Source organism: Streptomyces flaveolus (assembly GCF_014648815.1).
GTDB lineage: Bacteria > Actinomycetota > Actinomycetes > Streptomycetales > Streptomycetaceae > Streptomyces > Streptomyces flaveolus.
In genome coordinates this window covers 176,859-193,147 of record NZ_BMRV01000009.1, presented here as the reverse complement: position 1 = coordinate 193,147, position 16,289 = coordinate 176,859, and the positions used below count along the sequence as shown (strand labels likewise).

General features: G+C 74.1%; 10 protein-coding genes. 3 read left to right on the top strand and 7 right to left on the bottom strand.

Features of this window, described 5'->3' with window-relative positions; all coding sequences use genetic code 11:
* Nucleotides 1-175: 175 nt before the first annotated feature.
* The 5 genes from IEZ05_RS21910 to IEZ05_RS21890 form a co-directional block, all read right to left on the bottom strand.
* The gene (locus IEZ05_RS21910) at nucleotides 176-1,288 is read right to left on the bottom strand and encodes a macro domain-containing protein (RefSeq protein ID WP_189231897.1); all 1,113 of its coding nucleotides are present in this window, start codon (nucleotides 1,286-1,288) and stop codon (nucleotides 176-178) included.
* A gap of 78 nt (nucleotides 1,289-1,366) precedes the next feature.
* A complete protein-coding gene (locus IEZ05_RS21905; RefSeq protein ID WP_189231896.1) occupies nucleotides 1,367-2,053 on the bottom strand; it encodes an RES family NAD+ phosphorylase in 687 nt (228 codons plus the stop codon).
* On the bottom strand, nucleotides 2,053-2,799 hold the full coding sequence (locus IEZ05_RS21900) for a hypothetical protein (RefSeq protein ID WP_189231895.1): 747 nt from the start codon (nucleotides 2,797-2,799) through the stop codon (nucleotides 2,053-2,055). Before IEZ05_RS21900 ends, IEZ05_RS21905 begins: the two co-directional genes overlap by 1 nt.
* A complete protein-coding gene (locus tag IEZ05_RS21895) occupies nucleotides 2,796-6,230 on the bottom strand; it encodes a CHAT domain-containing protein (protein WP_189231894.1) in 3,435 nt (1,144 codons plus the stop codon). Before IEZ05_RS21895 ends, IEZ05_RS21900 begins: the two co-directional genes overlap by 4 nt.
* Nucleotides 6,231-6,337: 107 nt before the next feature.
* Nucleotides 6,338-6,880 (bottom strand): hypothetical protein, encoded by a 543-nt coding sequence (locus IEZ05_RS21890; RefSeq protein WP_189231893.1) that lies wholly within the window; start codon nucleotides 6,878-6,880, stop codon nucleotides 6,338-6,340.
* A gap of 291 nt (nucleotides 6,881-7,171) precedes the next feature.
* Here IEZ05_RS21890 and IEZ05_RS21885 point away from each other — a divergent pair, with 291 nt between their 5' ends.
* Nucleotides 7,172-10,519, top strand: a complete 3,348-nt coding sequence (locus IEZ05_RS21885) for a CHAT domain-containing protein (RefSeq protein WP_189231892.1) — start codon at nucleotides 7,172-7,174, stop codon at nucleotides 10,517-10,519.
* Nucleotides 10,520-10,580: 61 nt separating this feature from the next.
* On the opposite strand, the gene IEZ05_RS21880 is transcribed toward IEZ05_RS21885, so the two are convergent.
* On the bottom strand, nucleotides 10,581-11,042 hold the full coding sequence (locus IEZ05_RS21880; RefSeq protein WP_189231891.1) for a VOC family protein: 462 nt from the start codon (nucleotides 11,040-11,042) through the stop codon (nucleotides 10,581-10,583).
* A gap of 522 nt (nucleotides 11,043-11,564) precedes the next feature.
* Between IEZ05_RS21880 and IEZ05_RS21875 the strand changes: the two genes are divergently transcribed.
* Together IEZ05_RS21875 and IEZ05_RS21870 are read left to right on the top strand one after the other, a co-directional pair.
* Complete coding sequence (locus IEZ05_RS21875) at nucleotides 11,565-13,976, top strand: beta-N-acetylglucosaminidase domain-containing protein (protein WP_189231890.1); 2,412 nt, start codon at nucleotides 11,565-11,567, stop codon at nucleotides 13,974-13,976.
* Nucleotides 13,977-14,162: 186 nt separating this feature from the next.
* Nucleotides 14,163-14,594, top strand: coding sequence for a YybH family protein (locus IEZ05_RS21870; protein WP_189231889.1), 432 nt, complete (start codon nucleotides 14,163-14,165; stop codon nucleotides 14,592-14,594).
* 39 nt (nucleotides 14,595-14,633) lie between these two features.
* Here the strand turns inward: IEZ05_RS21870 and IEZ05_RS21865 are convergent, their stop codons facing one another.
* Nucleotides 14,634-15,692, bottom strand: coding sequence for a vWA domain-containing protein (locus IEZ05_RS21865; protein ID WP_189231888.1), 1,059 nt, complete (start codon nucleotides 15,690-15,692; stop codon nucleotides 14,634-14,636).
* Between the last annotated feature and the right edge of the window lie 597 nt (nucleotides 15,693-16,289).

Here is a 16,289-nt window from a genome sequence, read left to right as displayed (position 1 = left end):
GACCGTCAACTGTCCCTGACCAAGCGGAAATCCGTGGTGCGTACATCGCCTGACACCTCCTCGCGCCCCCGTGCGCCCCAGTGGATCACCGTGCGCTCCCGTGCACCCTCACGCACCCTCGTCCGCGCCCCCGCGCCTCCTCGCACGGACCGGGGCGCCCTTCCATTCCACCGGGTCAGCCGGTCGGCCGCTGGTCGCGGGCCGGGCGGATCCTGGCCCGGACCCGCTCGACCACCGCCGCCGCCTCCGGCGTACGCACCAGGAAGTGGACGTCCCACCGCGCCCCGCGCGCGAGTTCGGCCTCGAGGGCGGCCCACACGGCGGCGAGACTGACGTCGTACGGCAGTCCGCCGCGCCCCGACCCGAGCAGCGGGAAACACACCGAACGCAGCGGCGGGTCGTGCCGGTCGTGCTCCTGGGCCAGTACGGCGAGGGCCCGGGACGCGGCCCGGGTGACGTCGGCCGGCAGCACGTCGTAGTCGTTGGTGCCGGCCCGCGGCACGGCGACGGCCGCGTGGTAGATCCGCCGGATGCCCTGCTCCGCCAGGGCACCGGGCCCGGTGGCCACCACCGTGCCGGGCAGCACCGCGCGGCCCGACGTGCCCTGCCGGTCCGCCCAGGCCCGCAGCTCGTCGCGCACCGGGTCGTCCAGGACCTCGCCGGTCACGCCGCGCACGGCGGCCGCCCGGCGCAGCGACGCGGCGACCGACGACTTGTACGACTCGGGCAGCGCGAAGTAGACGTTGGCCGGGGAGACGATCACGTCCACGTCGCGCAGCAGGTCCGCGGGGTGCATGTGGAGGGTGAGCCGCACGTCCCGGCCGGCCACCCGGGCCGTCACGGAGCGGTGCGTGCCGGTGTCCCCGGCGTCGACCGCCGCGGCGCCGGGGGATCCGGTCGTCGTCTCGGCCATCAGCAGCACGATGTGCTCGGCGATCTGCCCGAGGACCATCACCTCGTGGTCCTTGCGGAACCGCTCGACGCTCACCCCGTACACCGCGGCGGCCCTGGCGCGGCGGGAGGACGCGGGCCAGTCCCTGGTGCCCTGCGCCAGACCGAGGGTGTACTCGGCGGCGGTGCGCAGCGTGCCCGCGTCCAGGCGCGACACGGCGAGCCGCAGCAGCGCCTCGACGGCGGCGCCCGGGGTGCGGGCGGTGCCGGCGCCCACCGCCTCGGCGGCCGGCTCCAGCGCGGGCAGCGCCCGTCCGCGCAGCCGGACCAGGCCCGCGCGCCTGACCTCCCTGAGGTCGCTGTGAAGTGACGCGTGGTCAGGAGGAGTCGATGCCATGCGCTCACGATGGCACCAGGTTTCACACCCGGACAAGCGGGACGACCGGCCCCCGAACAGGGCCGGTCGCCCCGGTCGTCACGGACGGGCCGGCCGGGAGATCTCCGACCGCAGCGGTGCGAGGAGTTCGTTCGCCCGGTCGATGCCCGCGTCGGAGCCGAGGTCCGCGATCCCGCCGTCGGGCAGCACCTCCAGTGGTTTGCCGTCGCAGCCGCGGCAGTCGCCGAACCGGTCGTGGAAGAGCACCAGTGCCCGCTCGGGCCGGTTGCGCCGGGACTGCCAGACCAGACCGACGATGTCGGGCGTCCGGGCGCGGATCTCGCTCGCCCAGCGCCTGGCCTGCGGATAGTTCCGCTCGTCCTCCAGGAGCGTGGAGTCCTGGCAGACGGCGGCCAGGTCCTGTTCCCCGAGCAGCGAGACGAGGCTCAGGTCGCACCTGGTGCGCAGGGCGCTCAACGACCGTCCCCGGACGGTGATCCAGGGGATGTACCGCATGCTGTACCGGGGGTCGAACGGCCGCGAGCGCAGCACGCTCTCGGCCAGTGCCGTCGTCGGGTCGGCCGCCAGGTACAGGGAGTGGTACGGGTCGAGCACCGTGCCGTCGAAGCGGCTGCCCGCCCTGTGGTCGTGCACGTCCGCGAGGTTCGGGTTGAACTGGTCCGGCGCGTACGTGGTCTTGTGCACCCGCCACAGTTCCGTGCCCGCCGGGACCGACTGCCGGTTGGGGCGCAGCTCCAACGGCGTCGTGGGAAAGAAGCCGCTCATCAGTCCCCCTCCGCCAGTGCCGTGGCCGCGCCGACCAGCTCGCCGTCGGGCAGCCGGCCGAGGAGCGACGCGGGTGTTCCGCCCAGCCAGCTGTTCCCGCTGAGCCACCAGGCGGCGGCGCCCCAGGGGTCGATGTCGGCGAGGAGTACGCGGTTGACCTCGAGGACCACCGCGCAGGGGCTGCCGTCGCCCGCGCCGAACTGGAACTCCGGGTAGCGGTCACCGCCCCGGGCGTCCGTCAGTCTGATCAGCTCGGGCGGCGGTGCCGTGCCGCCGCACCGGGCCCGCGCCTCGTCGGCGGAGAGGGCCGGTGCCCTCAGCAGCTCGTCCTGCGCGGTGTCGCCGTCGCCGGTGTCGGGGTCGGCGCCTGCGGGCTCGGTGTCGTCGCCGGTGGCTTCGGGACCGGGGGAGGGTGCCGGGATCACCAGGCGGGCCATCAGCTCCCGCGCCCCGGTCACCGTGGACGGCCCGGGCGGCGCCGCGACCAGGCGTACGGAGTCCAGCGCCGCGCGCACCGGATGGTCGAGCGGCAGCGGGAGCAGCGCGAGCTGCACGCCCCGCAGCGCTCTGCGGACCGCCCTCGTGTCGTCGGACGCCGCGTCGGCGAGCGCGGCCAGCCTGGTGAGCAGCAGCGCGTACTGCTCGTCGTCGAGGGCGTCCCGGACGGTGTCCCGGTGCTCGCCGATCAGGGCGAGCAGCCGTTCCGCCCCACCGCCACGGTCCTCGCCCGTGCCGTCGTCGTTCACGCGTTCCTCCCTTCTGTCGTGCCGGGTGTCGTGCCGTCCGTCATGGTCCGTGTCCTCGCTTCCCTCCGGCCCGGATGTCCCTGGTGGACGAAGGCGGCCCACAGCGGGATGCGGTCGAGCCCGGGCCGTTCCATCTCCCTGAGCAGTTCGCCGTCGAGCGAACCCGGGTTCTCGCGGTGCGGGTCGAGCATCCACAGCTGCGCCGCCCTGAGCGCGTCGACGGGGCTGAGCCCGTCGACGGTCAGGTGGTGGTGGAAGACCGCCATCAGCAGCGCCGACGTGCTGTCGTTCGTCGTCCACCGCGAGCCGACGACGTCCCGCGCCCCGCCGGCGACGAAGGCCGTGGTGAGGGTCAGCGCCTCGTCGTGGTCGCGGTTGCTCAGGTCGGTCTCGCAGGCGCTCAGCACGACCAGCGGGCCGTCCGGGGCGCCGTCCGCCGCGCCGTGCCGCGGACCGGCCCGGTCGAGCAGCCGGGTCACCGTGAGCAGTCCGGGGCCAGGCGCGGCGTCCGACGCGGTCCCGTGGGCGGGAGCGTTCCCGTCGTCCTCGGCGTTCTCGGCGTTCTCGGCGTCCTCGGGGGCGGCGAGACACAGGGCGGAGACCGTGGGACGCGTGCCCGCCGATCCGTGCGTGGCCACGTGGAGCAGCGACGCTCCGTCGGCGAGCAGCGCGAGGATCTCGTCGGGCGTGCCGGCGGCCAGGCTTCCCGGGGGCTCGTCGAAGATCTCCCCGCACAGCCGTGCCCGCGGGTAGAAGGCGTCCCGCAGGGCCCTGACCTCGACGTCGGCGTGGACCAGGTCCATCGTCGGGTCGGCCACCAGGACGGGGGCGGCGGCGGGGTCGCGCGGTGCGCGCCGCACCGTGCGCAGGAACTGGCCGCCGGACGCCGCGTAGCTGACGACCGCCGTCTGGCACAGGTGGTCGTAGGGCGCCTCGGCCGGGAAGCGGGCGGCGTGCCAGGGGACGATGCCGAGGCGTCCGCAGGGCACCAGGACCGCCCGCAGCGGCCTGTCGTCGAGCCGTCCGGCGGCCGTGAGGCGTTCCTCGATGCCGGCGAGGACCGGGCCGATCACCTGGAACGCCCAGTCGCACAGCGCCCCCAGGGCCTCCTCCCAGGCCTCTTCGGCGTCCGGGTCGGGTTCCGGGCCGGTGCCGCGTGCGTCCGCCGCGTCGAGGTAGCGCTCCAGCGGACCGCTCCCGGAGCCGGACAGCAGGGGCAGCGCGCCCACTCCGGCGCCGAGGTCGGGTCCGACCGCGATCACCATCCCGGGGACCTCGTCCTCACCGGGGACCAGGTACAGGAGTACGTCCGCGCCGGCCTCGGCGACCGCGTCCGCGAGCTCGGCGAGGGTGGGTGTGGCGAGCAGGCCGCCGTCCTCCTGCCGGTAGCCGAGGGCTTCGAGGGCCTGGCGGCGCAGCGTACTGGGCAGTTCGCCGGGGACGCCCGCTTCTGCCGGGCCGGTGCCGCGGGCGCCGCCGGCCGCGCGCCAGGCCTCGGCGAGTGCGGGGTGCCCGGCCGCGTCGAGCAGGTCGGGCACGGCCGACGCGGTGGCGGCCGCCTGGAGGACCAGGGCCCGGCCCAGTTCCAGGGCGGCCACGGCCTCGTGCACCCGCCCGCAGGTGAGCGCCCAGTGGGCGGCTCGCAGTCCACGGCTCGCCCCGGAACGCGCGGCCAGCAGTCCGTGTTCCGCCCCCGTCTGCAGCAGGACGTCGGCGGCCAGCGCGGTCAGGGCCTCCTGCGCGGCGTCCACGCAGGCGGTGTCCCCCGCGTCCTCCCGCAGCACCCTGCGCAGGTGGTACGCCTCGGCCAGTCGCCACAGCGCGTCGGCGGCGATCCGCTGTCCCCTGCCCTGCCGGACCTCGCCGCGGACGCGCTCCAGCACGTGGACCAGGGCGTCCAGGGTGGCCGGGTCGCGGGTGTGGGCGAGGCGCATGCCGAGCAAGGCCGCGCAGGCGTCGAGCTCCTCCGCCGAGGCACCCTCGGGAGGCTCGGGCGGGAACTCCTCGGGCACCGCCACCCGCTCGCCGGTGAGACCCGCCCGGATCAGGGCGAAGTCGGGCAACGGCGTGTCCGGCACGGGCAGTCCGCCGGCGAACGGCAGTCCGCTCTCCTTGGCGCCGGTGATGCCCTGCTCGGTGTAGGGCAGGGATCGCAGGAGCATCTCCCTGTCCTGGGTGACGGCGCCGAGCCGGCCGTAGGCCGCGCCGAGGCAGGAGAGCACGGCGAAGCGGAACGGATGCTCCTCGGGCACCGATCTCTCCAGTGCCTCGGCCTCCGCCACGAGCTCACGGAGCCGTTCGACGTCCTCCGTCTCGCCGGCCTCGAGGATCCGGCTGAACGTGGCGAACGCGCGGCCCAGGACGGAGGGGTCGCCCACCCCCGGGGGCGGCGACTCGGCGATCCGGTTCATGTGCGCCAGGACCGCGTCGATGTGGGCGCGGCCCGCCGAGCGGTCCTGGAAGGTGCCGCCGACGGCGGGGCTGACGGCGAGCAGCAGTGCCCGCAGGCTCTCCATCGCGGGCGTGGCGTCCAGCCCGGGCAGCGGCGTGTCCTGGACGGAACGGAGCTGGCCGAGCAGCCGGTTGAGCCCCTCGGGCTCCCCTCGCCTCAGCACGTCGTCGAGCCCGACCGTGGTCTCCCCCACGGCCCCCAGCGCGGCGGCGAGCCGACGGAGGTCGTCGGGGGTGAGCGGGGTCCGCGGGGGTGGGGCGGGGTCGGGAGGCGTCGGGCGACCGGGCGTCGGGGCTTCCTGCGCACCGGGCGGCCGCTCCGTCATCCGCCGGACCCGGTCGGCCGTCGCCGTCCCGGCGGGCATCGTGCCGGCCGGCAGGTCCCCGGCCCCGGCCCCGGCGGGCGTCGCGAGCACCCCCCGCACGCGGCGCAGCTCGTCGAGGAACTGCGGCGGCAACGGCAGTCGCATCACCTCCGCCGACAGCGTCTCGACCTCCGCCGCCGCGGCCGCCATCCCGCCGGGGCCGCGCCGTACGGCCCACTCCAGCAGCGCCGAGACGTCGGGCGCCGCCCCCGGCCCGGCCGACCCCGGCCGCAACGGCATCACGTGCGACAGCAGGAACAGCGCCGCCCACCCCCGGTCCTCGTCGCTCACCGCCGCGCCCGGCGCCGTCCCCCGGTCCCGGGCGTCCCGCAGCAGCCGCTCCGCACGCTCCCGGTCAGCGGGCGCCCCGCCCCCGGCGGCGTGCCGCAGGGTCAGCGCGCCGCCCAGCCACACGCTCACCGCGCCGCGCAGGCCGGGGTCGTGGTCCAGGAGACGGGACAGGCCGTCGAGTTCGGCGACCGTCGCGTCGTAGGCCGACGGCGGTGACGCACCGGCTCCCGTGGCGGGCACCAACCGCCGCGCCCGCTCGATGGCGTCCGCCGCCCAGACACGCAGGCCCAGAACACCGCCGGTCTCCTCGTCGCCCGCCGACACCCGCCTCACCACCTGCCTCGCTCACGGAAGGGGCCCGGCCCCCTGTGCCGGTCCGTACTATGCCGATCCGTCGGGCGTCCGGTGGCCGTTCCGCCCGTTTCCCGTGCTCAACGCCCGGAATCCGCCCGGGAAGCACCCAGATCGGCGCGCATCTCGCGCCGCATCTCCCGCAACCGCTCCCAGAGCGCGTCGATGGCCTCCTGCGCGGCGGCGGTCGAGTCCCCCGGCCGTGGTGCGCCGTCGTCCAGTCGCCGGACCGTGCCGTACACGACGCCCAGTTCGTGGCTGACGTCTCCCGCGTGCGCGAGCACCCGCTGCGGCAGCCGCATCTGGGCCTCCGCGTACACGTCCCGGTACTGGTCGCGCGCCCCGGTCAGCCGCTGCCGTGCGGAGGGCAGTTCCTCGGCGCGGCCCAGTGCGTGCAACAGGTCGGTGAGCGCGGCGAGATACTGCCGGCCCGCGGTGTTGAGCGCGACGTAGCAGGACCGCAGTTCCTGGGCCTCACTGCGCCGTTCCCGCACGGCCTCGGCGCGTTCCTGCTCGCGCTGCCGGCTGCGGTCAGCCGCCCGCTGGGTCAGCAGCGCGGACAGCAGCGTTCCGACGACTCCCACGACCGCGGCGACCAGCGCGGTCGCATCCCCGAGATCCACGTCGCCTCCTCCCTCGCTCTCGTCCACGACCAGCGAAGCAGCAGGCATCCGCGGGGTGAACCCCCGGCCCGGACGACGACCGGTGTTCGCCCCGCCGCCGACCACCCGCGCACCGGCGGCCGGACGGGCGCGGCGAAGGCAGCGCAGGGCGCCTCCTGGCCGATTTCCGGTCGCGTCGAGGGAGTTGGCGCCATCCCCGTACCGGAAGGCCTGCTGCCGAGCCATCATGAGGCCACGGGGGCCGGTGAGCCGGCGGGTACGGATTCCGCGGCGGACAGGGGGCGCGCGAGCATGGTGAACGACGAGGCGGACGGGGGCGTCCGGGGGCTGCGGCTCTGGGCGGACGACGCGATCGGACGTGCGGCCCGGCTGATCGCCCGGTCGGGCGAGGGAACGGTGTCCTCCGGGGATTTCGACGGCCCCGTGGCCGAACTGTCCGGGCTGCGCGACCTCTTGGACCACGACCGGCCGCTGCTCGGTGCCGTCACCGTGCGGCTCGGCTGGCTGCTCGCCATCCGGTACGCCACCGGGAACGGCACCCCGGAGGACCGCGCGCGTGCGCAACGCCTGCTGGACGAGGCCCGGGACCCCTCGACACCCGCGGGCGAGGCGGTGACGGCGCAGGACAGGCAGATGGCGGCGTTGCTCCTGCTGACCGTGTCGGACTCCTCCGTGCCCGTCGGCACACCGGGGGCGGCCCCGGACTTCTGGCACGTCTTCGACCGGGCCCAGCGGATGGGATCGGGCACGGCGGCAGAGGAAGCGGCGAAACTCGCCGCGCTGGCCGCGGAGGCGTCCGAGGCCGGGCAGCTGCCCCTGCCACCGGAGTTGCGGGAGCAGCTCGCGCTGATGCAGGACCTGCTGGGCCATCCGGCGCTGACCGACTTCTCCGATCCCGCGGCGCTGCTGGGCATGCTGCCCGACGGCTTCCCGTTCGCCGATCAGCTGCGGATGCTGGTGGACCTCGCGAAGGACCTGCCCGAGACACCCGCCGACGCCACCACGCCCGGAGGCACCGGGGCCGGAGACGACGAGGCCGGCGACACGGTCACCGCCTCCTGGCTGGCCGCGATGTTCGGCGCCACGGAGGCCCTGCGCACGGGCGACCCGGAGCAGGTCAGCCGGCTGCTCCGGCGACTGGGCGCGGACCTGGACCGCCTGCCGGAGGGCCATGACCGGGCTCCCGAGATCGAGAACCTGATGCGCCTGGTGCTGCAGACGGGGATGCCGCTGAGCGGCAGTCACCAGGACACGGACGTCGCCCGCGACCACGCGAGGCGGGTCACCGAGCACTTCGAACAGCAGGCGGCGTCCGACCCCGCCGCCACCGGACTCCTGATCGGCAACCGGGCGATGAACCTGCTCGGCCGGGTGCGGGAGGCGGAGGAGGCGGAGTCGGCGGAGGACCTCGCGGCGGTGGTGGACGAACTCGAGTCCCTCGAGCGGTCCGTGCCGGACGGGCACCCGTTCCGCCCGGTGGTGCGGCTGGCCCTCGGCAGCGCGCTGACCAGCCTCGGCTCGTACACCCACGACACGGGGGCGCTGCTGCGCGGGTTCGCCCGGCAGGAGGAGACGCTGGCCGCCATGACCACCGCGTCCCTCGGCGTCCCGGAGGCGCTGGCCGATGCGCTCAGGGACACGTTGCGCACCGCCCGGGCCGTCGTGGGCGGTGCGCCGGACATGATGCCCGAGTACGCCCCTCCCGCCGCGGACGCCTCCACGGAGACCCGCTACCTCTCCGCCCTGGCGGCGACGATGCGGCACACCGTGACCCAGGACCCGGCCGACCTGGACGCCGCCATCGGCGAACTGCGGCGGGTCCGCGACCGCGTCCGGCAGGGCCGGTCGCCGCAGATCGCCGCCCCCGCCCTGTGGCAGCTCGCGGAGAACCACCGCCTCCGCCTCGAGCGCACCCAGGACCCCGCGGACCGCGACGCCGCCACGGACGCGGCGCTGGAGTCGCTCCAGGCGCTCGCGGGTGACGTGGTCCTTCAGGACGGCCCCGACCACGGTCTGCTCGCCGCCCGGTCGGGAGCCGACCGCGGCATCCGGGCCGCGATCTGGGCGGCGTCCCAGGGCAGGGTCGAGGAGGCCGTGGCCGCGCTGGAACTGGGCCGGGCCCTGGTGCTGCAGGCGGCGTCCACCTCGCGGGCCGTTCCCGAACTGCTGGAGTCCCGGGGGCACCACGACCTCGCCCGGGAGTGGCGGGCGGCGGCCGGCGCACCCGACGGGCAGCCCGGCGCGCTCCCCCGCGAACTGCCCAGCTCGCTGCGCCGCCGTGCGCTGGAGGCCCTCGGCCACCGGGAGCCGGGCGGCGCGCTGTTCCGCACGCCCACGGTCGAGGAGCTCAAGGCCGGTGTCGCGGAGGGCGACGCGGACGCGCTGGTCTACCTGCTGGCGGGCGAGGGCACCATGCCGGGCATGGCGATCGTGGTGGGACCGGACACCGGCACCGGCGTGCGGGCCCTGCCCCTGCTCTCCGGCGAGCACAGCGGGCCCCTGGAGCGTTACCTCGACGCGGCCGCCCGGCACCAGGCGAGCCCCGGGGACTCCGCGGCCACCGCGGCGTGGGAGGACGCCCTCTCCGAGCTGTGCGACTGGGCGACCGGAGCGATGGTCGCGCCGGTCATGAGCGGTCTCGCGGAGCGGCTCGCCGCCAACGAGGACCGGCGCAGGGACCGCCCCGGGCCGCCCAGGATCGTGCTGGTGCCGTGCGGCCGCCTCGGCATCGTCCCGTGGCACGCCGCGCGGCTCCCGGCCGGGGCGCCGCACGCGTACGCGTGCCAGGCGATCGTGTTCAGCTACGCGGCGTCCGGCCGGCAGTTCCTGGACTCGGTCCGCCGCGCCCGGCGGGCCCCGGACGCGGATGCCGTGCTGGTGGCGGATCCCAGCATGAGCCTGCCGTACGCCGACCTGGAGGTGACGGCGCTCCAGCGGTCCGTCTATCCCGGAGCACGGCTGTACGGGGAGCTGTACGAGCCGCCGGTCGAGCCGGAGGCCGCCGGCACTCCGGACGACCTCCTGGACGCGCTCGGCGGGGCGCCGTCCCTGCTCCACATCGCCTGCCACGGCTCGGCCGGCCCGAGCCCGACGGCGTCCGCGCTGCAACTGGCGTACCCGCAGGGCGGTCCGGAGGAGTCCGCCGAGCTGCCGCCGGACGAGGGCGGGCCGGACGCGCGGCCGAACGCGGGCATGCTGACGGTGTCCCGGCTGCTCGGCCGCCGGACGGGCGAACGGCGCACCCCGGACGGTCCGTTGATCGTGCTCAGTGCGTGCGAGACGGACCTGAGCCGGCGCGACCACGACGAGGCGCTCACCCTGACGACCGCGTTCGTTGCGGGCGGTGCGCGGGACGTGGTGGGCTCGCGCTGGGCCACCCGTGACTCGGCCTCGGCGCTGATGATGGCCGTGTTCCACCACTACGTGGCGGTGGAGGGCCGCAGTCCGGTCGACGCGCTGAGGGCCGCGCAGATGTGGATGCTCGACCCGCGCCGCACGGCCCCGGCCTCGCTCGGCGGCGACCTGCTCGACGAGCTGGGCAAGGGCCCGGTGCTGGACCGTCCGGCGGCCTGGGCCGCCTTCATCCACCAGGGCCATCCGGGGCCCGGCACGACACGCACCGCACAGGGCACCGGCTGAGAGCCGACGCCGCGGCCGCTCCCGGGAGCGCCGCGGCGTCGGCGGACACGGCAGGGCCGCGTCAGTCCAGGCAGAACTCGTTGCCCTCGGGGTCGGTCATCACGATGAAGCCGGTGCTCATGGGGGGTTCGGGTTCGAAGCGGCGTACCCGCGTCGCGCCCAGCGCGACGAGCCGCTCGCACTCGGCCTCCAGCGCCGCCATCCGCTCCTCGCCCTGGAGACCGGGGGCCACCCGGACGTCGAGGTGGACCCGGTTCTTGGCGGTCTTGTCCTCCGGGACCTGCTGGAAGAACAGCCGCGGGCCGTTCCCGTCCGGGTCCTCGATGGCCGATCTGCTGTTGCGCTGTTCCTCCGGTACGCCGACCCGGGCGAGGAAGTCGTCCCACGCGGCCAGCGGGTCGGTGCCCTCGGGCACGTCGACGCCGGGCGGGCCGGGGTGGACGTACCCCAGGACGTCACGCCAGAAGCTCGACAGGGCCCGGGGGTCGTGGGCGTCGAAGGTGACCTGGAAGTGACGGCTCATCGGGTTGCTCCGTTCGCAGTGGGGTTCCGGCCGGGTCGGTCCGGTCCGTCGAGCCACCCTGACACCCCTTGCGGTCAGATGCCGTCCGCTTTTAGGAAGGGCGACACGATCGGGCCGGCCGAGCCCGTCGCGCCGGCGCGACGGTCATCCCCGTCCAGGACCACACGGACCTGGGCAAGCATGTCGACGCCGCGAGCGAGGGGACGACGATGCCGTATCGGTCGGTGATCGTCGCCAGGGCGCCGTCGTGGATCTGCCGGGCGGTCACCGACGTACTTCCCGCAGGCAGGGACGCGCCTTGGGCCGTGAACACGACGCACACGTTGGTCATGAACCCGGCGATGACGAGGTCGCTGTTCCCGGCAGGACTGAAGGAGCCCGCCGCGCCCGGCGAGTGTTGGCCAGAGTAAAGGTGATCGACAGAGAGGTCTAGACCCCATACGTCTTACCTTCGTCCCGCGCGCCCTTCATCATCATGGGAACACCACCCAGTTGATGGTCCAGACCAAGTGGGGAGATCTCATGGGAAGACGCGCGAGCACCATCGTCACGATCGGCACGATCTTCGCACTCGCAAGCGCCGTGACGCTCGAGGCACTGCCGGTCGCCGCCGCCCCGCACACCGCTCCCCGCGCGGCGTCCGGGGCGTCCGCGGTGCCGCCGGTCTCGCCGACCCCGCAGTCCCTCACCCGCACGGGCCGTGACGCCGACGTGACGGGCCGGGTGCTCGTCGTGGCCGACGAGGACACCGACGCCGCCGCCCGTACCCGCCTGGTCGAGGAACTGAAGGCACACGGCGCCGACCGGGTGGACGTCGTCGCCCCCGGGAAACTCCCCGCGGCCGCCGCCGGCCTGCTCACCCTGCGGCTCGGTCCGGCCACGCGGCCCGACATCGAGGCCGCGCTCGGGGACACGGCCGTACCGGACCACGCCGAGGGCTACGCCCTGCACGTCTCGGGCGCCAGGCCCGGCGCGCGGATCACCCTGGCCGGCACGGACGCGGCAGGCCAGTTCTACGCCGTCCAGACGCTGCGTCAGCTCTTCGCCCGCGCGGGCGACGGCTGGGCGGTGGCGGGCGTGCGGGTCGGCGACTTCCCGTCCATGCCGCTGCGGGGCACCATCGAGGGCTTCTACGGACAGCCGTGGACCCACGCGGAGCGCCTCGACCAGATGGACTTCTACGGAGACGTCAAGGCCAACACCTACATCTACGCGCCCAAGGACGACCCCTACCACCGGGGCAAGTGGCGCGAGCCCTACCCGGCGGACAAACTGGCGGAGCTGGGCGAGCTGGTGGACCGGGCCACCGCCAACCACGTGCGCTTCACCTTCGCCGTCTCCCCCGGCGAGTCGATCTGCTACTCCGATCCGGCCGACCGCGCGGCCCTCAAGGCCAAGATGCAGGCGCTGTACGACCTGGGGACCCGCGCCTTCTCCATCCCGCTCGACGACATCAGCTACACCCGCTGGAACTGCGAGGGCGACCGGACGGCGTTCGGCGAACCCGGCCGCGAAGCCGCCGCTAAGGCCCAGGTCGACCTGCTCAACGACGTCCAGCGCACCTTTGTCGCCACCCACGAGGGCACCCGCCCGCTCCAGATGGTGCCCACCGAGTACGGCGACCTCACCGACACCGCCTACAAGCAGACCATGCGCAGCACCCTGGACCCGGCGGTCGTGGTGATGTGGACCGGCACGGACGTCGTACCACCGAAGATCACCGTCGACGAGGCCGACCGGGTGTCGAAGCTCTTCGGGCGCAAGGTCTTCGTGTGGGACAACTATCCGGTCAACGACTTCGGCAACACCAGCGGCCGGCTGCTGCTCGCGCCGTACGACAAGCGCGAGGCCGGGCTGTCCTCGCACCTGTCCGGCATCGTGGCCAACCCCATGAACCAGCCGTACGCCAGCAAGGTCGCCGTCTTCGGCGCCGCCGACTTCGCCTGGAACGACCGTGCCTACGACGCGCGGACGAGCTGGCCGCGCGCCATGGCCCACCTCGCGGGCGGTGACCGCGAGGCCACCGACGCGCTGCTCGTCCTCGGCGACCTGGAGCACCTGGCCCCGACCTTCGGCGCCACGCCCTGGCAGCCGCAGGCACCCGAACTCGCCCGGCGCGTCCAGCAGTTCTGGACGGCCTGGGACACGGGAGAGCGCACCGAGGCACTGACGGCCCTGCGCGCCTACGCGACCGCCGTCGCCGAGGCCCCGGCCACCATCCGCGGCGGTGCCGTGGAGCGGGGCTTCGCCGTCGACGCGGGCCCCTGGCTGGACGCCACGGAGCTGTGGGGCCGGGCGATGGTGACGATGCTCGATGCCCTCGCGGCGCGGCAGTCCGGGGACGAGGCCGCTGCCGGCCGGCTCCTCGCCGAGTCGAACGACCTCCAGCGGCGGGCCCGCGCCGTGCGGGTCGACCCGCCCCGCAACTCCTGGGGCAGGGTCCAGCCCAAGGTCGGCGACGGAGTCCTCGACGCCTTCCTCGTGCAGGCCGACGTCCGGCTCCAGTTGTGGGACGCCGCGGGCGGCGGGGAGAACCTGGCCCTGAAGGGGACGGCGTCCGCGTCCAGCGTGGAGCAGAACCTCGACCGGCTGGCCCCGCGGTACGTCAACGACGGCCTGCTCGGCACCCGTTGGGCCTCCGGCTACGCGGACGACGCGTGGGTACAGGTCGAGCTCGCCGCCCCGGCGAGGGTCGCGGCGGTGACCTTCGCGTGGGAGAGCGCCTGCGCGAAGCAGTACACCGTCCAGACCTCGCGGGACGGCGTGCACTGGACCACCGCGTCCACCCAGCGCCCCGACGGCTGCGGCAACGACGTCGTCCGGCTCCCCGCCACGGAGGCGGTGCGGTACGTCCGCATGCAGGGCGTCGAGCGGAGGACCGCGTGGGGTTACTCGATCCACGAGATGGGCGTCTACGGAGCCCCCGCGTCCTGACGCGCGGCGCGTGCCCCGTCGTCACCGGTCCGGGCCGCCCGTCGACGGTCCGCTCGACGAGCCTTCGCGGTCGCTGCGCACGGTTGCGGCGGAACAGCCCCGCGGAGTCTGAAGCGGCGCACTCCGCCTCACACTCCGCGGGGCTGCCTCGTCGTAGGGGTACGACCACTTCTCGAGGAGGATGCGATGACGTCGCACGAAACCGACATCAAGGCGCTGCTGGAAGAGCGCGTCGAGGCCAGCCGGACCAAGGACATCGACCGGCTCATGTCCCTCTACTCCGACGACATCGTCTACTACGACGTCGTTCCCCCGCTCCAGTTCACGGGCCGCGCGGAGGTCCGCCGCAACTTCCTGCGGTGGTTCGACGGTTACGAGGGCCCGATCGGCCTGGAGACACACGCGCTGACCGTCGCGAGCGGTGACGGGGACATCGCCTTCGCGCACATGCTCCACCTGGACTCCGGCACGCGCAGGAACGGGATGCACATGGGCATCTGGGTGCGCTCCAGCGTCGGTCTCCGGCGGTCGGAGGGCAGGTGGCTGATCACGAACGAGCACATCTCCCTGCCGATCGACCCGGAGAACCTCCAGGCCTGGTTCCCGCCGGACGAGTGAGCCGGAGCGCCGACCGCGCCTTCCCTCTCTCCCCTGCCGTCAGAGCATGATGAGCAGGCGTGTCTGCGGCTTGAGCTTCCTGTTCACCGAGCGGCTCTGCACGTACACCTCCAGCTTGGGGTTGTTGCCCGCCTTCACGGAGACGGTCCCCTGGATGCCCGTGCCGAACAGGAGGCTTCGGGCCGCGTCCCCCGTGTAGGCGCGGTCGGTGTCCTTCTCGACCACGATGACCTCCTTGTTGGGCTGGACCAGGGCGCGGGCGCCCAACTGGTAGTAGCAGGAGCCGCGTTCGTAGGTGACTCCCGGGTGCGAGTCGACGAACGGGCGGATCTCGATCTCCTTGTCGACCTTCAGGAGCCGGTACTTGTCGGCCGGGATCGGTTCGAGGTTCGCCCGCACGTCGTCGACGGATATGTCCTGGCCGACGGCGAACAGGTTCTTCGTGCCGCGCACGCCCTGCTCGCGGCCCCGCAGGAAGCTGGTGGCGGCGGCCCGCACGGTGCCGATCGCCTCCTCGACGCCCTTCTGGGAGTCCGCGTCCCAGATGGCGATGTTGCCGGCGGGGAAGCCGTAGTTCTGTGCGGTGCGCTTGGCCAGGGAGTTCGGGACGAGGATCGCGGAGGTCCAGTGGCCCGGCAGTCCGCTCATCTTCGCCGCGATCCTGTCGAGCCAGGGGCCGAGGATGGTCATGTCACCGTCGTGCCGCCGGTCGCCGCCGGAGGCGTTCTCCTCGCCGTCCGTCACCACGATCTGGAGGAAGCTGTGCTCGCCGTACTCCTCCCAGATGTGCCCCAGGTCGTCCAGGGACTTGAGGGACGCCTCGATCAGGGCCGTGGCGCCGTTGTTGACCTTGTACAGGCCCCGCATGGACGGCAGGTGCTTCACGTCCATGTCCCATACCAGGTTCTCCACCCGGTGGTCGAAGGAGTAGAGGCTGATCCGGGTCTCATGGCCGAGGCTGTCCGACTCGGCCTTCAGGCCGGCCACGAACTCGTCCACCACGCGGATGAGCTGGCTCTGGTGCTGACGCATGGAACCCGAACAGTCCACGACCAGCGCGACGTGATTCACCTTGTGCTGGATCCTGTTGGCGGACATGGTTCTGCTCCTTCTCCGAGGCTCCCCGACTGATGCTCGAACACTAGGGGGAGGCACTGACAACGCCGTCTGACGCACGATCACCCGCCGCCCGCCCGCCCGGCCGACCGTCCGGCGCCGGGCGCGCCGGGCGAGTGGCCGCGGCGTATTACGGGGATGAGAAATACGCCCGGAATTCCTCGCCGACGCACCGCATCTGCGAGGGAATGCGGCCGGTACCCCTCGTAACTGCCAGCCCGAGTTCCACGGAGCGTGGATACGGTGACCACGGGCCGGATGTGCCCGACCGTCCCACCCAGACCGGCTCGCGTCCTGTACGGGACCGCGGCGGAAGCCGGCCGGCAGTCGGGCCTTGACCGACAGCCCCGCGGCACCGTATTTTCGACCGGACCGACTCGTGGGCTGCTGGAAGGAGGCGAAGTCGGATGTCGATCATCTCCGACCTGCATCGCCTCGCGCAGCGGACCGTATGGGTCCCGGGTCGCGTCGCACACGGCTGCTGACCAGCCTCTTCTTCCCGGCGTGCCGGATTCACGGCCCCGGTGTCTTCTGATCTCTTCACCCGCCCTCGGCACGCCCTTGCGCGCTGTTTTCCGG